Source organism: Chryseobacterium sp. KLBC 52 (assembly GCF_003347605.1).
Classification (GTDB): domain Bacteria; phylum Bacteroidota; class Bacteroidia; order Flavobacteriales; family Weeksellaceae; genus Chryseobacterium.
The window spans coordinates 106192-130945 of the sequence record NZ_QDFZ01000013.1 but is presented as its reverse complement, the minus strand read 5'-3'; the positions used below and the strand labels follow the sequence as shown (position 1 = coordinate 130945).

The window sequence follows — 24754 nt, the reverse complement described above, 5'->3', positions numbered from 1 at the left end:
ATACATATTTCTAAAATATTTTCTATATCAATAAAAAAGGAGTTTGGATAGCGTCCTGTCAAGTTCACTTGACAGGATTATGTAATTCTACAATTCTTTCCAAATCTTCTACCAAATGTTTCGTTATCTCTTCGGTTATGGGTACAAAAAACCTCTGAAATTAAAAGATTTCAGAGGTTTTATTTTATACTATAATCTATTAAATTTTACCACCGTGTAAAAAACCGTGTAAAATTTTAATATTTACAAGCGCTATTATCATCATATTTATGCTACATTAACTCCGAAAATATGTCCTACGAGGGCTGTAATTCCCATTGCAACAGTTCCCCAGAAACATATTCTCAATACAGCAATCTTAATACTGGAACCTCCAGCTTTTGCTGAAATTGCGCCTAAAAGCATTAAAAATATGATTGAAAATCCATATTGGAAATAGACCATTTGTTGAAGAGGAGCCAAAAGAGACACCATAAATGGCAATAAAGCTCCCACCGCAAATGAACCGAATGAAGCCATTGCTGCTACCAAAGGTTTAGCCTGCGTTATTTCATTAATTCCCAACTCGTCACGGGCATGTGCTCCCAAAGCATCATGTTCCGTAAGTTCAATAGCTACCTGCATGGCGGTTTCTTTGGTACAACCTCTTTTCTCATATACTTTGGCCAGTTCTCTAAGTTCTATTTCCGGCATTTCTTCAAGTTCACGTTTTTCGCGGAGTAAATCTGCTTTTTCTGTATCTTCCTGCGAGCTTACAGAAACATATTCACCGGCGGCCATAGACATTGCCCCGGCAATCATCCCTGCCAATGCAGCAAGAATAATGATATGACGTTCCGGCTCTGCAGCTGCAACTCCTATAACGATACTGGTAGTAGATAACAAGCCGTCATTTGCGCCCAATACCGCTGCACGAAGCCAGCCTACTCTGTTTACATAATGTTTCTCGAGCTGATGATGCATAACTTTTATTTTGGTGGTAGGTTAAAGTTACCAACTATTTCATCAAGAATCATTTTAAATTATATTCATTTTCACAGGGATGAGCTTCTTCCAGGACCTCATATAACATGTTATAAATCAAAACATACCATGGCAAAACGTCATCATTCTGTTCAGAAAATCCTATTTTCTTATCTTTGCAGCAATGAATTTATTATATATCAACTGGGATGTTAATCCCGAAGTCGTCAATATCTTAGGACTTCCCATTAAATATTACGGATTATTATTCCTTGCGGGACTTGTTTTATCTCTCAATATTTTAAAAAGAATTTATAAAAAAGAAGGTCTGAGTTCACAGGCCCACGAAGCGCTATTCTCCTATGCACTGATAGGAATTCTGGTAGGCGCCCGATTAGGTCACTGTCTTTTTTATGATTTTGAGTATTATTCACAGCACCCGCTTGAAATATTTTTACCGATTCAGAAAGGACCGGATGGAGTCTATCATTTTACAGGATTTGCAGGTCTTGCAAGTCATGGTGGCGGTATTGGTCTGGTGATTATGCTTCTCATCTATGCGAGAAAGTATTCTATCCCGTTCATGACCGTTCTGGATGCCATAGCAATTGTACTTCCGCTGGGAGGTACTTTTATCAGGCTGGCCAATCTCATGAATTCGGAAATTATAGGAACACCTACCGATGTACCATGGGCTTTTATATTCCGTCAGGTGGATAATCTTCCAAGACATCCTGCCCAGCTTTACGAAGCCATCTCTTATTTTATAATCTTCCTTGCGGTGTATTTTATTTACAGGAAAAATATTTTTAAGATCGGAAAAGGGTTTTACTTTGGAATCAGTATTCTGTTGATCTTCATCATGAGAATCCTTATTGAATTTATCAAGGTGGATCAGGTAGAATTCGAACATGGAATGAGTCTGAATATGGGCCAGCTCCTGAGTATTCCGTTTGTTCTTCTTGGATTATTCTTTATCATCAAAAGTATACTGGAGAAAAGAAAGATTAAAACCACTTAATTTTCTTATTTCTTTTATCATAAAAAACTCACTGAAAGTTGTTTTCAGTGAGTTTCTTTTTTAAATAGTTTTTACAATATACTATCTCGTTGTATAGCCACCGTTGGCAAAAATGGTCTGTCCGGTAATCCACCAGCCTTCTGTTACCAGGAATTCTACCAGCGGAGCAATATCTTTAATATCTGTGAGCCCTCCCAATGCGGATGCCGATTTATGATACGCCACGGCATCATCGGTTTCCTGTCCGTAGAAGAAAGGAGTATCCATAGGACCTGGTGCTACCGCTGTTACGGAAACACCTCTTGTCCCGAATTCTTTGGATGCCGCTCTTGTAAAATGTTCTACCGGTGCTTTTGCTCCTGCATACGTAGAATATAGTCCTGTGTAAGCCGCCAGCAGTGAAGTGACAATGGTACAGATTTTCCCATGATCGTTCAGTTTTTTACCAGCTTCCTGCAGAAAGAAATAAGCAGATTTTGAATTGACATTGAACATGGTATCATATTCAGCTTCTGTAGTTTCTGAAAATGGCTTTTTAAGAACCATGCCTACGGTATTGATTGCGATATCGATTCCTCCGAAGCGGGAAATGGTTTCATCAAAAAACTTCGTGATATTGTCTACTTTGGTAAGATCTCCCTGAAATAAGAATGCTTCAGCTCCTAATGCCTGTACTTCAGCCAGTGTTTTTTCACTTTCGGCTCTTGAGCTTTCGCTGTTATAATGGATGGCCAGCTTTGCCCCCCTGGAAGCAAAATCTCTGCTTAATAATCCTCCTAAATTTTTACCTCCTCCGGCAATTAAAACAACTTTCCCTTGTACATTTTGTGTTGACATATTTTTATATTTAAATGTTAATGAGACAAAGGTCAATAATAAAAACTGCCTCAACGTGGTGAAATTTTCGGGAATTTCTATTTATTATTTTTAAACCAAAAGAAAAATGTTTATTATTTTATGTAAACAATAGTTGTTAATAGAATGTTATTTACCAGCCAGATACGCTTCGGTACACGCCATTTCAGTTAAACACTTTTGGATAATTCACAAACCTGCGTCAATTTTAGGCATAACATTTGATACCTTCCTCCCGTATCACGCACCACCACTTCATTTTTAATATATTTTTTTATAATCCTCAGGCTTCTGAGGATTTTTTTATACAATTATTACAACTTCTATGATATGTTTCCTGCAAAATATAAATTATCAATTAAAACCATTTCTGATAATCAATCATTTAAAACCTGATTATTCATTTTATTGTTGTATATTTGCATATTATAAACTAAGTCACTACTTTGTTTTCTGTAACGACCCGAATATTTTTTATTCAGTCTTTGCCTTTTGAGCAGCCATATTTTTAACTTTTATTCTTCTATTAAGAACAATACTTGTCGGAATTTTAAAGCTCTGTATGATTGGAAATATCCAAAACAGGAAACATCGGCGGGCTTTATAGGTCTGAAACAGACCAGATTGAACCAATTTAATTTATAGAAACTAAATACTAAAAATAATTTATGGCAGATTCTTTTTCTAAAAAGGAAAATTTCAAGAAAAAAATTCAAAAGCAAAAAGAAAAGGCGCTAAGACGCGAAGAACGTAAAACGAACAACAACAAAGGAGCGGAGGATGTCTTCATGTATGTAGACGAATTCGGAAGATTAACTTCTACTCCACCTGAACAAAGACAGGAAGTAAACCTTGATGACATTCAATTGGGTGCTGCACCTATCATTGAAGAAGATCCAAGAAAAACAGGAATTGTTACTTTCCTGAGCGAAAAAGGATATGGTTTCATTACGGAAGATAATTCCAAAGAAAACATTTTCTTCCACAATAACAACTGTGCAGAACCGGTGAAAAAAGGAAATAAGGTATCTTTCGAGAAAGAGAAATCTCCCAAAGGATTTTCTGCTGTTGAAATTCAGCTTGTTAAATAATATGTACTTATAAAATGTATTTGCTGTACAAGCAGATGTGTTTTTAAATCATACACAAAGAGACTGCCCATGAGGACAGTCTCTTTTTTTAGGGACATATAAAAAAAGTTAACTCAACTTGTAAAAGTTAGATTGTACGCAAGATCCTGGAATTATTTCAATTAGCATTACGGGAATCCGTAGAATCGGATTAAAACATAAAAGAAGCTGCCTGAAAAGACAGCTTCCTTCATCGTAAAAAAAAGTAAAAATTAATCCAGTTTCCCTCCCAGTGCTTTAAAAAGCAGGACGTTATTTCTGGTATTCTGGTGCTGAAACTGCAGTAAATCCAGCTCAGCAGTTAATTTGCTTTTCTGAGAATTGATCAGTTCAAAGTAATTGGCATATCCTGTAAGATACAGATCGTTGGAAACCTCAACACCACGGTCAAGGAAACCTACTTCTTCTGATTTCAGTTTCAGAACACGTTCATAGATCTTGGTTTGTTTCAGAATCGACTGAAGTTCATTAAAAGCAGTGGTAATACTTTTCTGATAGTTTAAAAAAGCAATTTCCTGCTCTTTGCTCGCTACTTTAAATTCATATTTCAACTGTCCTTTATTGAAAACAGGAACCATTAATCCTCCTAACAACTGCCCGGCAAGGGAACTTGGTTTGAAGAACGTTTCTACAGAAAACGAATTCAGTCCGAAACCTGCACCCAGATCAATTTTAGGATAAAAAGCAGCTCTTGCAGCTTTCGCATCAGCCTGAGAAGCTTCCAAGACATAATAGTTTGCAGCTACATCCGGTCTGGAATGAATCACATTTTCTACGTTGATGGTTTTATTCAACACTTCCATATTGGTAGGCATCAGTATTTTTCCGCGCTTTACTTCTCCGCCGTAGCTTCCTGTCAAAGTAGTGATTGCCTGTTCTACCGTAACAATTTCTACCCTGATGTGTTCAATCTCTGCCAGCCAGTTGTTATTCTGAGCTTTGAACTGCTGAACTGCCAATTCCGTGGCTTTTCCCACTTCACGTTGAGCCAGAACAATTTCAAAAGCTCTTTGCTGAAGTTTATAGTTCTTCTGATAAATAGCAAGACGATTATCCAACGCTACCAACTGGTAATACAGATTGGCAATATCGGTGAAAAGTTCTACCTGCAATAATCTTAATCCTTCAGTGGAAGCCAGATATTTCTTCTGAGCTGCAATCTTCTTATTTTTCAGTTTTCCCCAGGCATCAATTTCCCAGCTGCTTCTTGCTCCCAGCCAGTAATTAGGAGTAAAATCCCGGTTAATTTTCTGATTTTCGGTAATATTAGGGGAAAGATTGGTATCATAGTTTCCAACACCTTCCATTGTATATTTTCCGTAGTGGTCACCGGAAGCCTGTACTCCCACTTCAAGAGATGGTAATAGGTCCATCTTTGATCTTTGAAGGAAGCTGTTGGCAATCTCCACTCTTTGCTGGGCAATCTGAAAATCCGGATTAGCCTGAACTACTTTTTCAAAAAGCTCAAGAAGCTGCGGATCTGTAAAGTAAGCCTTCAGATTGATCTGCTGGAATTCATCCGGAGATTTATTTTTGTCAGCTTTGATGATTTCCTCTGGTAATTCCTGGGCTTTTTTCAGCTCCGTTACTTTGGGAACAGCACACGAAACCAGGCTCAGTGATGCAATTCCATACAATATATTTCTATGATTTAATCTTTTCATCTTTCTTCTTATTTTCAAGTTTTGCAAAGAATATATACAGTCCCGGAATCACCACCAGTCCGAAGATGGTTCCAATTAACATTCCTCCTGCCGCAGCAGTACCAATGGAACGGTTACCAATTGCTCCTGCTCCTGATGCGATACATAATGGGATAAGTCCCGCTACGAACGCAAAAGAAGTCATAAGAATAGGTCTCAGACGCTGTCTTGCGCCTTCAATAGCTGCCGGAACAATATCAAATCCCTGTTTGTTTCTTGCTACTGCAAATTCTACGATCAGGATAGCATTTTTGGCCAGAAGCCCAATCAGCATGACCAATGCTACCTGCGCATAAATATTGTTATCCAGCCCCGCAGCCACCAATGCGATATAAGATCCGAAAATTCCTGTCGGAAGGCTTAATAATACCGGCATTGGAAGAAGGAAACTTTCATATTGTGCTGCTAATAAAAGATACACGAATAAAAGACAGATCGCGAAGATATAAACGGTTTGGTTTCCTGATAAGATCTCTTCCCTTGTCATCCCCGACCATTCAATATCGAATCCTCTTGGCAGTGTTTCTTTGGCTACACGTTCTACGGCTGCAATGGCATCACCGGAACTGTAACCGTCTGCTGGTTCTCCGTTGATCATCGCAGACATATACATATTGTACCTTGTCAGTACTTCAGGTCCGTATACCTTCTCAATGGTGATGAAAGTTGAGAAAGGAACCATTTCACCTTTATCATTTTTTAAATATAAATTCAGAATGCTTTCCGGGGTATCTCTGTGCTCCGGACTTGCCTGGACCATTACTTTATACATCTGACTGAAACGGATAAAATTCGTGGCATAATAAGATCCCAGCATGGTCTGTAGCGTAGACATCGCATTGTCTACCGAAACTCCTTTCTTCGCTGCCATATCATAATCTACATTGATCATGTATTGCGGGAAAGTAGCATCAAAACTGGTAAAGTTATTCTGCAACTCGGGAGCTTCGTTTAATTTCTTAACAAAATCCTTCGTGATCTTATCTGTATTTTCAATCGTTCCTCCGGTTCTGTCCAGTAAACGTAATTCAAAACCGCTGGTATTACCGAAACCAGGAACGGTTGGTGGAGCAAAAATTTCAATCTGAGCATCTGCAATGCTTTTTGTTTTGTCTGAAAGTTCCGCGATCAGATCATTCACTGAAATATTTCTTTCTTTCCAGTCTTTAAGGTTAATCATCGCCATTCCGTAAGAAGAACCTGCAATTTCTGTTACGATGCTGTATCCTGCAAGTGTGGTTACGTTTTCCACTCCTTTAATCTTCTTGGCAATCACCGTCACTTCATCCAGCACCTTTTCTGTTCTTTCTACTGTTGCTCCCTGCGGAGTGGTTACACTTACATATACCATTCCCTGGTCTTCCATTGGAATAAATCCGGTTGGAAGGAATTTGCTGGTCACAAAAGTAAGCCCTACAAATAAGAATAACAGCCCAAAAGTCACTGTAGTTCTTGTGGCAAATTTTGATAAAATGCCTACATAACCATTCGTCAGTCTTTCAAATCCTGTATTGAAACTCTGGAAAGCCCTGTCGATGATGGTTTTCTTCTTATGATGATCATGAGGTTTTAAAATAATCGCACAAAGTGCCGGAGTAAGCGTCAATGCATTTACCCCGGAAATCACGATACTGATGGCCAGCGTTAATGAAAACTGACGGTAAAATACACCTACCGGACCATCCAGGAATGCTACGGGAATAAATACCGCAGACATCACAATGGTAATCGCTACTACAGCTCCCGCAATTTCTTTGGTGGCACTAATGGTGGCATCCATCGCATTCATTCCTTCTTCCATTTTCACATGGACGGCTTCAACGACGACAATGGCATTATCAACAACAATTCCGATGGCAAGAACCAACGCAAACAATGTTAAAAGGTTAACAGAGAAATCCAGCATATTCATGAATGCAAAAGTTCCAACCAACGCTACCGGTACAGCCAGTACAGGAATCAATGTAGATCGCCAGTCCTGAAGGAAGATAAATACTACAATTCCTACCAGAATAAAGGCTTCGATAAGGGTTGTCAATACCGCGCTGATAGAGGCATCCAGGAATCGGGAAACATCATAAGCCATGTTATACTCCATTCCGGGAGGGAAAGATGTGACTTTTAATTCTTCCATTTTTGCCTTTACACTTTCAATAACCTCGGAAGCGTTGGAACCGGGACGTTGTTTCATCATGATCGATGCTGAAGGTCTTCCGTCTGTTTTGGATACCATTCCGTAGTTCATTGCTCCGAATTCTACTTTCGCAATATCTTTAAGCTTCAGAATGGTTCCATCCACATCAGATCTGATGGGAACTTCTTCATATTGTTTTGGCTCAAAAAACTTTCCTTTGTATTTGATTACATACTGAAGCTGGCTGGAGGTTTTACCAGAGGTTTCCCCTACTTTTCCTGGTGCTGCGGAAATATTCTGTTTTTGCAGGGAAGTGATCACTTCATCTGCTGAAATATTATAAGCGGCCATTTTCTGAGGATCCAGCCATACTCTCATCGAATATTCTTTCTGCCCCATAATTTCAGCACGCCCTACTCCATCAATTCGTTTCAACTCCTGAAGGACGTTGATATCTGTAAAGTTATAAATGAACTGCTCATCCTGGCTAGGATCTGCACTGGTGATGTTAAGGTACATCAGCATACTGTTCACCTCTTTTTCAGTAGTTACTCCGGCTCTGATTACCTCTTCGGGAAGTTCATCCAAAATAGTCGTTACCCTGTTCTGAACGTTTACTGCCGCCACATCAGGATCTGTTCCTACTTCAAAGAAAACCTGAATAAGGGTAAGACCGTCATTGGAGGTTACCGTAGACATATACGTCATCCCCGGCACCCCATTGATCGCACGTTCCAGAGGAAGAGCTACGGCATTGGCAGACACTTCAGCGTTCGCTCCTGTATATTTTGCAGTAACAGTTACTGAAGGCGGTACAATATCGGGAAACTGGGTGATCGGCATTTTCAGCAGGGCCATAATTCCCAGCAATACAAATAATATGGAAATAACCAACGAAAGAACCTTTCGTCTTATAAACATTTCTACCATAGTTAGTTGATTTAAAGATTATGAAAGGTTAATATTTCTTTTTGATTTTGATAATATCACCATCTTTCAAAGACTGAGTCCCTTCATAAATGATTAAATCTCCTTTTTTAAGACCACTTTCTACCATATAAGAATCTCTTAAAGTAGTTCCGATCTTAATATTGGTCATTTTCACTTTATTCTGTTTATCTACTACAAAAACATAGGTCTTATCCTGGATGGAGAAAGTAGATTTTTGTGGAATAAGGATCGCATTATTCTGTTGTTCAGAAATGATAAGCTTCCCGGAAGTACCGTGCTTGATCAAACGGTCCGGATTCGGGAAAAGTACTTTATATCTGATAGAACCAGTGGTTCTGTCGATTTCGCCTTCGGCTGTTTTCAAAGCTCCGTTGAACTGGTAATTAACTCCATTCGGAAGGGTTAGCTCAATCTTCTGATGACTTCCAATTTTATCATTAGCTAAAAGCTCAAAATATAAATTTTCAGGAATGGAGAAATAGGCATAGACTTCGTTCAATTGGGAAAGGGTAGTTAATAAAGTTCCGTTTTCCACCAAACTTCCGTCTTTATGAGGAATCACATCAATCACTCCATCAAAAGGTGCTGTAATTCTTGTAAAGCTTATTTTCTGAAGAACTGTTCTCTTTTCTGCATCGGCAAAGGCGTGTTTTGCTTTGGCAGATGATAGTTTTGCTTTCACCATTTCCAATTCATTGTTGGCCACAAATTTTTTAGCATGAAGACTCTGAATCTGCTTTAGTTCTACTTCTGCAATGCGAACGTCTGCTTCAGTCTGTTTTAAAGCTGCATTGGCTTTCAGAAGTTCCATCTGAAGTTCCGCATCATTGATTTTGAATAAAGCCTGTCCCTGATGTACAAACTGTCCCTCGTTGACATAGATATGCTGGATAATTCCTCCGATTCTGGAACGCATTTCCACATTCTTTTTTGCCTGGATATCGGTCACAAACTGGTTGCTCACCAATGTATCCTTTTCCTTGATTTCCAGCACAGGAACTTCTTTATCTCTTTTATTGTTTTTCTCCTTGTCTTTACTGCATGACACAGCGAATAATGTTGCAAGAATGCAAATTATTACAGTTTTAAAATACATTTTTAAATGTTTAAGTTATAAGATTTCCGTTAAAATGATTTGGTTTTCAAAAACTTAAATCTAGTACAACTGGAGGAGATGGAGAAAGGATTTAACTCCACAAATAATAGAAATTGCAATCTCAGGAAGCGTAACTTTTGGAATAACTTTTAAAATTCCTGAAAAATCTGCAATGGCAGGATCATTTTTTTTAACTGAATGTTTTACAATTTTGGCAGCCGCTGGCAATGCATGCGTATTCATATCTGCCTCTTCGTAAACATCCAGAACATGAATATTGGTTACAGGCGGGACATGCGGAATATTCTGCAACGATTTTTCTGCCCAATTCGAATTGAAAAGGGAAAAAACCAGTAGGATATAGAATATGAAAAATGACCTCAGACCTGCCATGCCAAACCAGAACACATTAGTTTTTAAGTAAAAAACGATAGTTCGGCAAAATTAGGGATTTTTACCGGGAAATCCGGCCATTGAACTGTTAAAAAAACTTAAACAATGGAGGAATAATTCTACTCATTCGTATTGGGATTTCTACGGAATGAAAAATAGAATGCGAAGTATATTCATGAAGTCTTTCATTCCAAGGAATCCAACTAGAATCTTTAAAAGTTTTGGCTAAAGCCAATGGAATATGGGTTATCGTTTTTTAAACGGGCTAAAGCCCGTTCCTATTGAATTACTAAAATTGAATAGTTAAAATAATTTACGGAGTACTCTGAAACGGTAATCAAAGATATGTTCCAGTTTCTTTTTCACGAAAAGACCATGGGCAATTTCCCCTAAAAAACCCATGGGAAGTTCATAATCTATGGTGTCTCGCATCAGAACACCATCTTCGTTGGGAATAAATTCATGGTGGTGGTTCCATAGTTTGTACGGCCCTTTTTTCTGAAAGTCAATGAAACTTTTCTGAAAATCTACGTGGGTGATTTCCGTCTGCCACTTCATTTTGATACCGAATAATGGCGAAACATAATAATCGATGAGCATTCCTTCATAGATTTCATCGTTTTCCATTTCTGTCAATACAACAAAGCCCATATCTTTAGGGGTAATTTCGGAAAGATTATTGGCCGAGGAAAAGAATTTCCAGGCCGTTTCTATATCACAATTGAGTTGTTGTTCTCTGAAAAGAGTATGTTTCATAAGACAGAATCAATTAACAGGATTGTTATGAAAACAAAGGTATAACAAAGGTTTAATTATAGATCCACATCAGGACCGGTTTTTCTGATTTTTGAATCATCGGATCTATTTCCTTCATCGCGTTGTTGGAAACGGTCGGGCAACCCCAGCCTTCAGGAGATCCGTTTGGGAAAGTTTCAGTATCACTCATCAGATTCCAGGAATGAAAGACAATAAATCTTTTTAAAGCATTACTGTTGGTTTCTTCAAGGCCGTGCATCAGGTATTTGACATTGATTCCCCAATCGCTGTACCCTCTTCCTTCCAGTTTATATTTCCCTAAAGAGGATAGATGGCTTCCGTCTTCATTACTGAATCCGGGATTGGCTTTAGAATCATCTTTACTCCATGAATTGGAACCGCATCCATGCCCTACCAGATATTTTTTCGAAATCTTATTATTTTTAAAATCCCAGACAAATAAACGGTTAACGCCGGAGTGAAGGCTCATATCAATGAGAATACAGAACTCTTTGCTCAGATTCTTTGAAGCACAGAATTTCAATGCTTCTTCTGCTTTTATTTTTAATTTAGAAAAATCAGCTTCAGGTTTCTTTTCTTCAACTACTGATGTTTCTACCGTTCTTATTATATCATTTTTCCTTTCCTGAGAACATGAACAGATCCAAAAGATGGTGAAAAACCAAAAAATTCTCTTCATATTTTATTTATAATGCTGAAAGATTCCGAAATCAGAAGGTGTCCAAAGTGCGGCTTTCTGTCCTGCTGCTTTCAAAGCGTTATTTGACCAGGTGTTGCAAGTATAAAGAAAACTGTAAGTTCCTTTTGCATCGTAAAAGGCATCGTTATCGCCGTACACCGCATTGGTAGGGATCAGCATGAAGTTTCCGTTTGGATCTCTGTCAAATTTATCTTCCACATATTTCACCAGATTTTCATACTGACTTCTGCTGATCATGATCATTTTACAGTCATCTCCTTCTTTCATCGTATTATAATAAGTACAGTGCATGGCAGAATCACTTAGCCAGAATGCTGCTTTTACAGCTGTTGAAAATTTCAGGTCTGCCCATGTAGGTGTATCAAGATAAAAGCCTTTATCTCCCCATCCTATTCCTATATACTGATAGTCTGTTCTTTTTGATTTTGTATTGGCAAAAGGAATTTTCCGGCTCCAGTCCTGCAGGTCGTTTTTCACAGGCATTACAATATCGGTATGCACTCCGTTGGTATAAATATAGATGGGAATTTCTTTCTTTTGTCCGTCATCTTTTGCAGAAACAGGAATATAGGGAATGAGCAGCCCAAGGATGACATAAATAATCACAATTCCTAAAATAATTCCTAGCACTTTCAGGATATACATTAATATCGTTTTCACAGTCATGTTTTTTAATAAAATTTAATCTTTAATTTTTAGTAAAAGTATTTGTTTTAATCGAAAAATTAGCTATATTTAGTTACGAAATATTCACAAATATGCGTAAAAATACTAAATCCCAAAAAAGGTTTAAAGTAAGAGTAAAAACAGCTCCTAAAAGAATACAAAAAAGACGTTGATTTTCGGTGAGATTTTGATCTCCTGAAAATCAATTTTTCTTTATAGGAAAGGCTTTTTAAGAAACTTATTGATGTAAATCTTCACCTCCTTAAAGCGAAAAATTTAAGGAATGGTCGACTATCAGCTCTGGTTTGGAACTTCAAAAAATTCCAAAAGAGGGATTGTCACCAAAAGTTCAGAGAAAAATCAGTCAGAAGATTTCTGTAAAAACTCAATATTTCTTTTAAGTCCTGTAAATTTGGTTCTTTTCACAGGAGATTTTCTGAAGATTTCTGAAAAAATTTCCTGGGTAAGTTCCTTCCATTCTCCTTTTTTGAAGTTTTTCAATGCTTCATTGGGTTGGAAACGGCTCTGTTTATTAGGCGCGGAGAATCTGTTCCAGGGACAAACATCCTGGCAGATATCACATCCGAACATCCAGTCTTCCATTTTATCTTTAAAATAATCCGGAATTTCGTTTTTGAGTTCTATGGTTGCATACGAAATGCAGCGGCTTCCATCTATAATTTTCTCAGAAACAATAGCATCTGTGGGACAAGCATCAATACATTTCCTGCAGCTTCCGCAATGATCTGTGGTGGCATGATCAGGAATCAGCTCCAGATCACAGATAATTTCGGCCAGAAAATAAAAAGAGCCACTTTGCTTGGTAATAAGGTTGGCATTTTTTCCTACCCAGCCTATTCCTGATTTTTTCGCCCAGGCTCTTTCCATCACCGGTGCAGAATCTACAAAGACCCGAAAACCAAATTCTCCAATTTCTTCCTGCAGCTCAGCTACCATTTCACGAAGAATCTCCTTGATGACTTCATGATAATCTTCTGCATAGGCATATTTTGAGATTTTAAAATTCTCAAGAACGGAGATTTTTTCTTCAGGAAAATAATTATAAGAAAGTGAAATCACAGATTTTGAGCCTTCTACCAAAAGTCTGGGATCAAGTCTTTTGTCGAAATGATTTTCCATATACTTCATTTCGCCATTATAATTATTCTTCAGCCATTTTTCAAGATGAGGAGCATCTTCTTCGAGAAAATCAGCTTTGGAAATGCCACAATTCTGGAATCCAAAACTTTTGGCTTTGGACTTGATCAGTTGGGAATATTTTTCGGCACCGGCATTCATTAATTTCACCCTGCAAAATTAAGATTATTTTATCAATCTTTTGATTTTGGGGAAAGTTCATAGCACAGCTGACTTCTTTTCTGAAAAATTATATTTTTATTAGGATTTTTTTCAAAAAAAAATTGCGTAATTTCGTTTCTAATTTAATATTTAAACCAACAACTATGTCTTTAATAGAAGTAATACAATCCGGAAATTATGAATTAATCGACGTTCGTGAGCCAATGGAGCTTGAAATGGACGGTAATATAGATGGTGCTAAGAATATTCCTCTAGGTGAAGTAGAAGACAGACAGGATGAGATTCTATCTGTTGAAAAACCTGTCATCTTATTCTGCAGAAGTGGAAACAGAAGCGGAAAAGCATTGGATTATCTTAACGCTCAGGGATTAAAGGACGGTTATAACGGCGGAGGCTGGGCTGAGCTGAAAGCTGTACTGGAAGCAAATCAGGGAACTTTTTAAAGTTCCTTTTTTTTATATCTTTATTTCTATGAATCTGAAAAATCAATTTGAACAGCTTTGCTCTTTGTTTACGGAAGATCAGAAATTGATTAACAGTCTTTGGAAAGAGATTGAAACCAGATATTCTGAAAAAGGCAGGCATTATCACAATCTTCTTCATCTTGAAAATATGTTTAAAGAGCTTGAAGCAGTGAGAAATACTATCTCAGATTTTACTGCTCTTTCTTTCTCTGTGTTTTACCATGATATTATCTATGATGCCACCTCCAAAGCCAATGAGGAGAAAAGTGCTGCCAAGGCAGAAAAAAGGCTTGCTGAACTTCATATGCATCAAGATATAATTTCGATAATTTCTGCACAGATTCTGGCTACAAAATCTCACCAAAGCTCTGATGATGAGGATACCAATTATCTTCTGGATGCTGACCTTTCTGTACTGGGCAAAGATTTTAAAACTTATTCAGAATACACTCAGAATATCAGAAAAGAGTATTCTATTTATCCTGATTTCCTTTATAAACCGGGACGAAAAAAAGTGCTTAAGCATTTTCTCGAACTAGAGAGTATCTTTAAAACAGAGTATTTTAAGAAAAGGTATGAAGTTCAGGCAAAGGAAAACATTGCTGCTGAACTGCAGTTACTTTAAATACAATTTCATTTATCATTTATATCAATAAAGACACCCTGATTACAAGGTGTCTTATTACTATATTTTATAAGTTCAGATTAAAAATATTTACCAATAAATTCCGCAGCTTTCTCTAATACAAGCTCAGGAGATTCTTTATGTGGTGTGTGTCCTATTCCGGGAATGATATATTTTTCCGAACTTCCACTGACCTGAGTCACTGTTTTTTCTACCTGATCCAATGTACCGTATTCATCAGCTTCTCCCTGAACAAATAATAATGGAGCAGTAATATTTTTTAAGAGATATTCAATATTCCAGGTTCTGTAATCTTCACGCGTCCAGGTTTCGGTCCAGGCCTTAAAAAGCATTTCTACTTTATCCCCATGATATTTCTGTAAACGTTCCGGAAGATTAGTCGTTTTGTAAGCTTCCCAGGCGTCATAGACTCCCTTTAAAGTTACCTCTTCCACAAAGATATGACCGGCTTCACAAATGACAGCTTCTACTTTTTCAGGATATTTTGCAGCGGTAATCAAGGCTATTGTTCCCCCGTCACTGTGCCCGAACAGAATAACCCTATCAAGATTCATTTCAGTCAATAGATGATTCAACAGATCTGCTTCCAGCTCCATATAATTTACCGGTCTTACATGAGTAGACATTGGAAATGATTTACCGTAACCTAAACGGTCATAAGCCAAAGTATTGCAATGTGTGGCTTCGGATAGTTTGGCTGGAAAATCTCTCCAAAGCTGCACAGATCCTAATGAATCATGCAGAAAAACAATCGTAGGTTTGTCTTGAAATTGATTATTGTGTTCGATATATAATTTTTGTCCCTTTACATCTATTATTCTTCCCGCCATTGAATAAAATTATATTTAAAAAGTTGGCAATTTTGTTTCTTCAAATTCTCTTAAAAGGTGGCTGAAAACAGTTTCTACCGGAAGAATTTCATCAATCAAAGCTGAAACCTGGCCTATTTCAAGTTCTCCATCTTCCATATCTCCTTCAAACATTCCACGTTTTGCTCTTGCTCTTCCTAAAGAAGCAATTAAGGCGTCTTTATCTCTTCCATTCACGTAGATATCTTCCAGTTCATTAAAGAATTTATTTTTAACCATTCTTACAGGAGCCAGCTCCTTCAAAGTAAGATGGGTATCTCCTTCCTGCAGTTCCGTGATTTTCTTTTTCCAGTTTTCATGGGCACTTGCCTCGGTTGTAGCCGCAAAGCGGGAACCGATCTGTACACCGTCTGCACCGAGAATCATGGCTGCTTTAATCTGTGAGCCTAATGCGATTCCTCCGGCTGCGATTAACGGCTTAGAAATATGTTTCTTTACATTCGGAATAAGACAGAATGTGGTGGTTTCATCTCTTCCGTTATGGCCTCCTGCTTCGAAACCTTCTGCAACAATGGCATCTACTCCGGCATCTTCACATTTTACAGCGAATTTGGTGGAAGAAACGACGTGAGCTACTTTTATTCCTTCTTTCTGAAGGGTCTCCGTATAGGTTTTCGGGTTACCGGCTGACGTGAATACAATTTTCACTCCTTCTTCAAGAATGATCTGAATGATTTCATCAATATTAGGATATAACATCGGCACATTAACCCCGAATGGTTTATCTGTTGCCAGTTTACATTTCTGAATATTTTCTCTCAGGATATCAGGATACATACTTCCTGCTCCTATGATTCCTAATCCTCCGCAGTTAGAAACTGCAGAAGCAAGCCTCCATCCTGAATGCCAGATCATTCCTGCCTGGATAATTGGATATTTAATAGTAAAAAGGTGTGAAATTCTATTGTGTGTAGCCTCCATGTCATGAAGTTTTTTTGCAGCGTTAAAATCTATAAAATTGCTCATGTGTAAAAATAATAAAAACAACGGTTTTCCGGGAAAAATATGTCAATATTTTCTATAACAACCAGTCATTCCTTAAGCTTTAATATAAAAAAAACCTTCAGAAATTCTGAAGGTTTTGATTTTATTTTGTCATGGATTGTTTCTTCCAGTTAGACTTAAAGTTACAGCTGTCGTAACGTCCGTCAATGGAAATAAAAGTAGTCGGCAACTTAGAGTTGACAAACTTTTCAACCATTTCACTTTTCTTTTTATTCAGTGCCATCTGCTTGATTCTGCTGAAATCTGTTTCCAGGGTAATCTGGTGAGAAGGAATCACATCTTCAACTTTGATGATCTTGATTTGTTTTCTCTTGTTCTCTTCGTCTTCAAAAGCAGTAGTGATATCACCTTTGTTTAATCCTGCCAATTCGTAGCTGATTGTTCCAGGGATACTTTCTCTTTCAATTTTATCAGAACCATCAGCTCCAGGAATGATCCCTGCATTGAATTTTGTTCTTTTATCGTCTGAGAATTTAAAAGCAGCATCTTTAAACGTCATTTTACCATCCATGATAAGACCTCTGATACTGTCTAATTTAGCTTTTGCGGTTTTAATTTCGTCATCGGTAGGAACAGCTTTCAACAAGATATGTCTTGCATCATATACTTTACCAGATCTTTTTATCAACTGAATAATATGGAATCCGAATTCAGATTCAACAGGATCTGAAATTTCATTTTCCTGAAGGTTCAATGCAGCAGCTTCGAATGGCTTCACCATCTGCCCTTTATTGATATTTTTATATAATCCTCCGTTGGCAGCAGATCCTTCATCTTCAGAATAAATTCTTGCCTGGCTTTCAAAAGTTTCACCTCCGATAATATCCTGCTTGATTTTTTTCAACCTGTTGATCAGTTCTTGTTTGTGAGCTTCTGTAAGTGACGGATAGATCATAATCTGAGCTAAAGTAACTTCATCCTTTACCTGTGGAAGCTGTGTTTTATACATATTGTAAAAATCAGTTACCTCATTAGGAGTTACGTCTGCTTTATCCGTTACTCTCTGGTACTTTGCCTGTCCGTAATACTGGTCTGTATCTATTTTTTCAATAGCATTTTTCAGTTCATACGCATTTCTGAACTTATAAGCTGCAAGCATTGTTTTTTCATCCGGAAACTGAGAAAGCATCTGACGGTATTTTGCATTAGCTTGTTCTTTGATTGCTGCAGAACGGTTTTCAATTAACGTATCTTTTTTTGCTTCGTATACAAGAAGTTTATTGCTGATCAGATTTTCCAGGAACTCACATTTGTCTGTGTTGGCAGCTCCCTGTTGTTTACCATAATTCATCTGCTCGATTACATCAGATTCCAATACAATCTCATCCCCGATAACAGCGGCAATACCATCCACCAAATCTCCTTGTTTTAGCTGGGCATTCATCATATTTGAAGAGAATATCATGATGAAAATCCCAAGAAGAAAAGTGATTTTTAGTTTATTTGTCATTTTACTATTTTAACAAGTTGCAAATTTAGAATTCTTAACGAATTTCACTCAATTTTTTATTATAAATATTTCTTAAAAAGACTTATTTACTGCAGTTCAACATCAAATGTCGTTAATTCTTTGAATTGTCTCAATCTGCTGAACATATCCGCTTCATTTACTTCCTCTATTCTTTCTGTTCCGAATTTCTCTACTGTGAATGATGCCATTGCAGATCCTACGATAAGGGCAGACTTCATTGTTTCGAAATCAATTTTCCCTTTTTTAGCAAGATATGCTGCGAAACCTCCTGCAAAAGTATCTCCGGCTCCTGTCGGATCGAAAACATCTTCTAACGGAAGTGCAGGGATAGCAAATACTTTATTGTCATGGAAAAGTAAAGCTCCGTGCTCTCCTTTTTTAATGATCACATATTCAGGACCCATTGTGTGGATCTTTTTAGCTGCTTTTACCAGAGAGTATTCTCCTGAAAGCTGTCTTGCTTCTTCATCATTGATGGTAATAACATCTGTCTTTGCAATCATATCCATTAAGATATCCCATGCAGAATCCATCCAGAAGTTCATGGTATCAAGGATAACCAGTTTCGGACGGTTGTTCATTTTTTCAAGTACAGATAACTGAACTCCAGGGTGTAGGTTTCCAAGTAATAAAATTTCGGCATCCTGCATTGAATCCGGGATTTTCGGATCAAAATTTTCCAACACATTTACTTCTGTAGCCAAAGTATCTCTTGTATTCAGATCGTTGTGGTATTTCCCGGACCAGAAGAATGTTTTTCCTTCTTTCACGATTTCAATTCCTTCAATGTTTACCTCTCTGTCTGTGAACATATCAAGATGTTCCTGTGGAAAGTCTCCTCCTACTACAGAAACAATTCCGGATTTAACGCCTAAAATTGATGAAGTGATTCCGATATAAGTGGCTGCACCTCCTAAAATTTTGTCCGTTTTACCAAATGGTGTTTCAATTGCATCAAATGCAACACTTCCTACAACTAAAAGTTTCATATATTTTTCAATGTATATTAAAAGTAATTATTTTTTCCATTCAAAAGTGTCCAGCAGATGTTTCATATCATTTTTGATATAGTTCACCGCAGGCGCAAGAGAGTCCGGTTTCGGTCTCGTATTAAAGTATAAGTAAGCAGTCACGAAATGTTTCGTACTGTCTGTAATGTAAAACTGAAGATTGGAAGCGCTCTGCCCTTTCAATTCATAGAAGTTCCCGTACACCTTCTTTTCAGGGTATTCAAAGGATTTTGTATCTATGGAACTGGCTTTGATGGTATGCTCATATACCATTTTCTCGGCTTCCTTAATATGGTCAGCAAAGTCGTTCTGTATCGGATAATAGGTAACGAAAAGCTTAGCTTTCATTTTCGGATAGTTCAGATAGAACCAGCAAGGTTTTTTGGCTGGTGCAATCGAAGCAAAGTGCGAATATTCAAAGGTATAGGCACAATCGTTTTCAAACTTTTGGTATTTCGGTGTCGGATATTCAAGACGCAATTCTCCATAAGGTTTTGGCGAAGGGTCTTTTCCACATGAAATTAAAAGCAGCGATACAAAAATAAAAATGACTTTTTTAATCATTTTGCAAAAGTACAAATTAGATTTCAGATTTCGGAAGACAAATTTCAGTCTTTCAGAGCGTTTTGAATGTAATTTTCCAAAGGCTTCGGAAACGATTTTTCATGAGAGCCTTCAACGTCTGTAATCAGGTACTGATTTTCAACGACAAAATCCTTCCATATCTTTTCAGAAGTTACCTCAACATTCCAGATTTCAATGCTTAAGTTCTTATGGGTCAACTTATGGGTAACTGTTTTTGAACCGGTAATGAAAGGTTCCATATCGGAAGGAATAGCTGTTGGAAACTCAAATAATTTCTTCCAGATGAAGTCATCCGCTCTCTGACGGATCAGAAACTGTCCGTTTCTGTGTACAAAATAATACGTCAGCGCAAGATCTTCTGCTTTTACTTTCTTTGTTTTAACGGGATAAGTGGAAATTTTCTGCATTGAAAATGCCAGACAGTCTTTATTCACAGGACATTCTTCACACAATGGATTTTTGGGTTTACAGATTTCAGATCCAATATCCATCATGGCCTGATTAAAATCTCCCACATTTTCCGGCATTACCAAAGCTGCCAGTTCAGAAAAATAGGTAAATGCTCTTGAATTTGAAATATCAAAATCATCGGCAAAAAGGCGGCTCAACACACGGTAGAAATTCCCGTCAACAGCAGGCATTTTTCCTCCAAAACATATACTTGAGACCGCTGCTGCAGTATATTTCCCTACTCCTTTCAGTTTTAAAATTTCTTCGTATTGATCAGGAAAAATACCATGATAATCATTCATGATCTGTTGAGCAGCTTTATGAATATTGATCGCTCTGGAATAATATCCCAATCCTTTCCAATAGAGTAAAACTTCGTTTTCTTCAGCTTCTGCCAATGTTTTTACATCGGGAAATCGTTTAATGAAATTATTATAATGATTCAGCCCCTGATTAATTCTTGTCTGCTGAAATACAATTTCACAGATCCAGATTTTGTACGGATCTTTTGTCTGTCTAAAAGGCAGATCTCTTGCATTATTTTTATACCATTCTAGAATTTTGCTGCCTATATGCAGAAAATCTGAACTTCGGTTATCCTTCTCCAAAAATTTTTGTTTTGCTTTTATGAGATACTTCGACTTCGCTCAGTATGACATTGCTAATACCAACCGTTTTCAATAAACGAATGTTATTTACTGTCTTATGCATTGCGGAGTCAAAGCATTTTGTATCTGCAAAGATAAAACTTATTTATCAGCTTTAACAGAATATACCGGAGCCGCTTTTAACCACTGGTACTTAAGGTTTCTGTCTTTGGCTATAAAACGATACCCTTCAAGCTTTTTCAGATATACATACATAGAATCTGTATTTTTGATCTTTAATTTATATTGAGATAAAAACATCATGGGCATATCTACAGTGGAATCTCTCACTGTTTTCAATACTTCTCCTGATTTTACTTTATAAAGATAGAATGATTTTCCGCGGCCTTTCGAACTGTCTGCCAGCTTTACATCCGAACTTGCAAGTACGAGTTCACTGCCATCAAAACATTCATCTCTGTTCATGATGTATGCTTTTCCTTCCTGGCGTTCCTGTGCGAAAAGATCATTTTCGTAAGTGCCCGGACTCTGGTATTTTTTTTCACAGCTTATCAAAAAGATGACCAACAAAAAAGGTAATCCAATCACAAGTGTTTTATTCATATTCAATTTCATAGGTGTTGGTTGAAAAAAAACCGATGTAATATTGCATCGGTTTTTGTTATATAAAGTACGTTTATGTTACTCCTGAGTGTATTCTGCATCCCATTCGTTACCATCATCTCCTTTGTGTCCGTCCAGTTTAATAACGAAACTTTTTGTAGGGAAATAAGGCGTCATACGGATATCCAGCCATACTCTGTCTTTGTTTACTCTATCCTGCTCGAAACGAACAATTTTGAATTTCTCGATCAGCTTGTCCGGTCCTTTGATATTGTCAAGGAAAGTAACAATCTGTCTTCTCAAATCGTCTTCGTTTTTAGCATTCCAGTTTTCGAAAGCTCTTCTGTTAAGGAAGTCTAATAATACTTTGGTTACATAGTCGAATACACGAACTACGGAATAGGTCTGAAGACCGATATTGTCTCCAGTAAATAAGGTCTTCGCTGAGAAAGCCATAATTTTTCCGTATTCGTTTACCATTGGTACAAGACCCATTTTTTCCAATTGAGAAATTTCACTTTTCTTCAATTCGAATTTTACAGCGTCTACTTCGTTGATATTACCGTGCTTTTTACCTGCTGCTACCTGAGACATCAGTGTTTTATGGATTTTTCCTGCTAATGAAGTGGAAGGTGGAAGTTCTACGTTTTCTTCTTCCCCTACTTCTTCAGCTTTACCACGCCCTACCAGCCAGTTACACGTCATGATAACGTTACTTCTGTGAAGTTCACCTCCTGTAAGGTTTGCAGAGTGGAATAAATCTACCACGTCATCCGGCTTATCAAGGTTGGCGAAGTCTGTAACCATCATTACTTTGTTTTCGTTACAGATTTTTGCCCATTTCTCTATAACCTTGTTAGATCCTAAATATCCTGGTATTGCAAGGATTGAATAGTTATCTCTAAGGTCAAGACGGTCGTAATAGTTTTTGAATTCTTCTGAAATGGCATCGATGAACAGAGGATTATCCAGATCGGAAACCTGATCAAGGCTTGCATTCACGATACTTACGTTATCCACTTTATCCAATTCCGTATTCTTGTAGAATTGCGCTACTGTTCTGTAGTTGGTTTCCAACATACGAACGGCATCCAGTGTATTTTTTAAGTTTGTTTTTAAGTTCTGATCGGCCTGTTGTGCTTTACTTTTGCACGTATCAGCCATTTTATCTGCAGATTCATTACCTTCTAAAAGGTTTACCCAAAGATTAATCTTCTGAAGAAGTTCTTTTCTTTCGTCTGCTTTATTGCTGTCATTCAGGAAGATTTCTTTTCTTGCCTTTCTTGTTGGGTTCATATTGGCAATACCGTCTACAACGGATTCAACAAAGCCAAATCCTCCCATTTTATTGAGCTCTGCAAGCGGGTTGCCCTTCGGCTGCCCTGCGTGTTGCTGCTGCCCCTGCTGCTGGCTCTCTTGTGCCTGTAATTTGCTATCCATGATTTAATGTAAGTCTTTAATTATTTTTCAAGTTCTTGTGCCACTTCTTTCAATACTTCTATGAACGCCGCTCTTGTCTGATCGTTCTCCAGCATGTTGCGTAGAATTTTGTTAGTTTTCAGCTGACGTACGATTTTATTGTACTGCTCCTGTTCCATGCTCAATTGCTGCAGATAATCTGACTTCTGAGTAAGGCTTTTAGGGGTAAAGTCTCCAAGGTTTTGAAAACGGAATTCTTCTTCTACCACTCCACCATCTTCTGTTTCGTGCTGTACCGATACTGAAGGCTGAAAATGTTTGAAAACGTCTTCCACTGTTTTTAATCCTGTTACGATTTCAGGGGTATAAGACTCGTCTGTTGTAAGTTGGCTTACTATCAGTGATTTATTTTCCTGTATTTCCTGAATAGCTTCATTAGCGTCTACTTTTACCTCGTTTCCGCCAACACCATAATTAAACATTGCCATATTATTGTTATTTTGAGATTTACTATTTTGGTTTGGATCTGTCTTTGAATAATTTACCGATGAATCAAATAAATTACCAATCCAATGTTTAAATTTAAAAAAAAACTGTAACATACAAAATTTTACTAAGATTTTTCTTGAATCATCTAAATCTATTTACATTTATTCAACATAAAATCACCATATTACGATATCACTAAGCTATGAAAAAATAAATAAAGTCTTCCAAGAAAAATAAAATAAAATTTTTGTTTGCTGTACTCTTTTATAAACATGCCTGATAAATGTTAAAATAAGAATTCCTCAGATTTTACAAAAAAATATTTTTTATATTTAAACAAAGTGAGCCGTGTCATGAAAGATGTAAAAATAGCGTTCAGAAAACCGATATTTCCCGTTTCAGAAGCATTACAAGAATATCTGGAAAAATATAACAGAACTACCAAGATTAAGTTTCTGTATGAAGATCTTTTAAGATTTAGTGACAGTGTAAGAATTCTGGATAAAGAAGGCAAAGATACTTTGTGGCTTGGGGTGCTGTATTCTGAATATGAGTTTAAAGAAATAGAGGCCAATTTAAATAAAATTTATACCCTTCTTCATTCTGATGGAGATATTGCCACTTTACCCTATCTGAAAGTGGATACGATTGACTTTTGTACTTTCGGAAATTCTAAACCTTTCCGGATTCGGGTGAGAAATGTACTGAATGATAATTATACCTATTTTTATATAAAACAGGCCGATGCTTCCCGGATATTCGGACTGGAGCTTGAAGACCTGCTTTCTCCTAACCGGATTAACTTTCTGGTCTATAAGAATACTTTGATAGAGGAGCATATTTTAGGAATTCCCGGAGATGTTTTTATTCAGAAGCATTTACCCAGCTGCTCAGAACTTGAAAAAGCACAGATTTCCAAAGAATTTGTAAAATTTAATGAACGTTGTCTTATCGGGCTTCTTGGAGACATGCGTTCTTATAATTATGTTGTGATTCCTATACACGATTTCGACCAGGTCATTTACAGAATCCGTCCTATCGATTTTGATCAGCAAACGTATGAGGGAAGCCTGAAGGTTTATCTTCCACAGTATTTCAAAGAGAATAATCAAATGGTGAATATGGTATTGGAAAAGCTGAAGCCAAGTTCCATAGAGCAATACCGCAAAGAAGTACGTTCCCAAATCGTAAAAAGAGTGACCACCAGTAAAAACAGATTTGATGAACTTATTTCTATTATGAAAAAAGATAATCTTGCACCGGAAGCCAATGTCATAGAACTAAGGACGGCTTTACAAAAACTCACCTATGATGTTAATTTCAAATATTGTAAAACCATGGGAGATATTATAGAAACGGGAATAAAGTTTGTACTCCGGAATTATAAGAAAGAATATTAAAAAGAGAATCCGTCTCAAATGTGAGG

General features: G+C 37.3%; 24 protein-coding genes. 5 read left to right on the top strand and 19 right to left on the bottom strand.

Annotated elements, in window-relative coordinates; genetic code table 11:
* Positions 1-267 precede the first annotated feature (267 nt).
* The gene (locus DDF69_RS14970; protein ID WP_114821474.1) at positions 268-963 is read right to left on the bottom strand and encodes a VIT family protein; all 696 of its coding nucleotides are present in this window, start codon (positions 961-963) and stop codon (positions 268-270) included.
* Positions 964-1147: 184 nt separating this feature from the next.
* Here DDF69_RS14970 and lgt point away from each other — a divergent pair, with 184 nt between their 5' ends.
* Positions 1148-1984 carry a prolipoprotein diacylglyceryl transferase gene (lgt, locus tag DDF69_RS14965; protein ID WP_114821473.1) on the top strand — a complete coding sequence of 279 codons (837 nt, stop codon included), beginning with the start codon at positions 1148-1150 and terminating at the stop codon, positions 1982-1984.
* Between the two features lie 81 nt (positions 1985-2065).
* On the opposite strand, the gene DDF69_RS14960 is transcribed toward lgt, so the two are convergent.
* Positions 2066-2821, bottom strand: coding sequence for an SDR family oxidoreductase (locus DDF69_RS14960; protein WP_114821472.1), 756 nt, complete (start codon positions 2819-2821; stop codon positions 2066-2068).
* 686 nt (positions 2822-3507) lie between these two features.
* On the opposite strand from DDF69_RS14960, the gene DDF69_RS14955 reads away from it, so the two are divergent.
* Positions 3508-3930: a cold shock domain-containing protein gene (locus DDF69_RS14955; protein ID WP_047432903.1), complete on the top strand. Its 423-nt coding sequence runs from the start codon at positions 3508-3510 to the stop codon at positions 3928-3930.
* Between the two features lie 251 nt (positions 3931-4181).
* Here the strand turns inward: DDF69_RS14955 and DDF69_RS14950 are convergent, their stop codons facing one another.
* From DDF69_RS14950 to queG, 8 genes are all read right to left on the bottom strand, one after another.
* A complete protein-coding gene (locus tag DDF69_RS14950) occupies positions 4182-5633 on the bottom strand; it encodes a TolC family protein (RefSeq protein ID WP_114821471.1) in 1452 nt (483 codons plus the stop codon).
* A complete protein-coding gene (locus DDF69_RS14945; RefSeq protein ID WP_114821470.1) occupies positions 5614-8736 on the bottom strand; it encodes an efflux RND transporter permease subunit in 3123 nt (1040 codons plus the stop codon). The genes DDF69_RS14950 and DDF69_RS14945 overlap by 20 nt, the downstream gene beginning before the upstream one ends.
* A 28-nt stretch (positions 8737-8764) precedes the next feature.
* On the bottom strand, positions 8765-9853 hold the full coding sequence (locus tag DDF69_RS14940) for an efflux RND transporter periplasmic adaptor subunit (RefSeq protein ID WP_114821469.1): 1089 nt from the start codon (positions 9851-9853) through the stop codon (positions 8765-8767).
* A gap of 60 nt (positions 9854-9913) precedes the next feature.
* Entirely contained in the window at positions 9914-10165 is a 252-nt protein-coding gene (locus tag DDF69_RS14935; RefSeq protein ID WP_162800940.1) for a hypothetical protein, read from the bottom strand.
* 384 nt (positions 10166-10549) lie between these two features.
* A complete protein-coding gene (locus DDF69_RS14930; RefSeq protein ID WP_114821467.1) occupies positions 10550-11002 on the bottom strand; it encodes an SRPBCC family protein in 453 nt (150 codons plus the stop codon).
* Positions 11003-11054: 52 nt separating this feature from the next.
* A complete protein-coding gene (locus DDF69_RS14925) occupies positions 11055-11702 on the bottom strand; it encodes a murein L,D-transpeptidase catalytic domain-containing protein (RefSeq protein WP_114821466.1) in 648 nt (215 codons plus the stop codon).
* Between the two features lie 3 nt (positions 11703-11705).
* Complete coding sequence (locus DDF69_RS14920; RefSeq protein WP_114821465.1) at positions 11706-12389, bottom strand: TIGR02117 family protein; 684 nt, start codon at positions 12387-12389, stop codon at positions 11706-11708.
* Positions 12390-12749: 360 nt separating this feature from the next.
* Entirely contained in the window at positions 12750-13688 is a 939-nt protein-coding gene (queG, locus tag DDF69_RS14915) for a tRNA epoxyqueuosine(34) reductase QueG (RefSeq protein ID WP_114821464.1), read from the bottom strand.
* Between the two features lie 164 nt (positions 13689-13852).
* Here queG and DDF69_RS14910 point away from each other — a divergent pair, with 164 nt between their 5' ends.
* Both DDF69_RS14910 and DDF69_RS14905 read left to right on the top strand, forming a co-directional pair.
* Complete coding sequence (locus DDF69_RS14910) at positions 13853-14152, top strand: rhodanese-like domain-containing protein (RefSeq protein ID WP_047420452.1); 300 nt, start codon at positions 13853-13855, stop codon at positions 14150-14152.
* A 28-nt stretch (positions 14153-14180) separates the two neighbouring features.
* Positions 14181-14798, top strand: coding sequence for a hypothetical protein (locus tag DDF69_RS14905; protein WP_114821463.1), 618 nt, complete (start codon positions 14181-14183; stop codon positions 14796-14798).
* A gap of 80 nt (positions 14799-14878) precedes the next feature.
* Here DDF69_RS14905 and DDF69_RS14900 read toward each other — a convergent pair whose 3' ends face one another.
* The 9 genes from DDF69_RS14900 to DDF69_RS14860 form a co-directional block, all read right to left on the bottom strand.
* Positions 14879-15649 (bottom strand): alpha/beta fold hydrolase, encoded by a 771-nt coding sequence (locus DDF69_RS14900; protein WP_114821462.1) that lies wholly within the window; start codon positions 15647-15649, stop codon positions 14879-14881.
* A gap of 15 nt (positions 15650-15664) precedes the next feature.
* Complete coding sequence (locus tag DDF69_RS14895) at positions 15665-16654, bottom strand: NAD(P)H-dependent flavin oxidoreductase (protein ID WP_410494292.1); 990 nt, start codon at positions 16652-16654, stop codon at positions 15665-15667.
* A gap of 121 nt (positions 16655-16775) precedes the next feature.
* Positions 16776-18143 carry a peptidylprolyl isomerase gene (locus DDF69_RS14890; protein WP_114821461.1) on the bottom strand — a complete coding sequence of 456 codons (1368 nt, stop codon included), beginning with the start codon at positions 18141-18143 and terminating at the stop codon, positions 16776-16778.
* Between the two features lie 86 nt (positions 18144-18229).
* Entirely contained in the window at positions 18230-19153 is a 924-nt protein-coding gene (locus DDF69_RS14885) for a PfkB family carbohydrate kinase (RefSeq protein WP_034692120.1), read from the bottom strand.
* A 27-nt stretch (positions 19154-19180) separates the two neighbouring features.
* Complete coding sequence (gene gldD, locus DDF69_RS14880) at positions 19181-19738, bottom strand: gliding motility lipoprotein GldD (protein WP_114821460.1); 558 nt, start codon at positions 19736-19738, stop codon at positions 19181-19183.
* A gap of 44 nt (positions 19739-19782) precedes the next feature.
* The gene (gene mutY, locus DDF69_RS14875; protein WP_114821459.1) at positions 19783-20817 is read right to left on the bottom strand and encodes an A/G-specific adenine glycosylase; all 1035 of its coding nucleotides are present in this window, start codon (positions 20815-20817) and stop codon (positions 19783-19785) included.
* A 141-nt stretch (positions 20818-20958) separates the two neighbouring features.
* On the bottom strand, positions 20959-21420 hold the full coding sequence (locus DDF69_RS14870) for a hypothetical protein (protein WP_228412008.1): 462 nt from the start codon (positions 21418-21420) through the stop codon (positions 20959-20961).
* Between the two features lie 78 nt (positions 21421-21498).
* Positions 21499-22860 carry a DUF5458 family protein gene (locus DDF69_RS14865; protein ID WP_114821457.1) on the bottom strand — a complete coding sequence of 454 codons (1362 nt, stop codon included), beginning with the start codon at positions 22858-22860 and terminating at the stop codon, positions 21499-21501.
* A gap of 20 nt (positions 22861-22880) precedes the next feature.
* Entirely contained in the window at positions 22881-23327 is a 447-nt protein-coding gene (locus DDF69_RS14860) for a type VI secretion system contractile sheath small subunit (protein ID WP_185144355.1), read from the bottom strand.
* Between the two features lie 354 nt (positions 23328-23681).
* Here DDF69_RS14860 and DDF69_RS14855 point away from each other — a divergent pair, with 354 nt between their 5' ends.
* Positions 23682-24728, top strand: a complete 1047-nt coding sequence (locus DDF69_RS14855) for a hypothetical protein (RefSeq protein WP_114821455.1) — start codon at positions 23682-23684, stop codon at positions 24726-24728.
* Positions 24729-24754 lie beyond the last annotated feature (26 nt).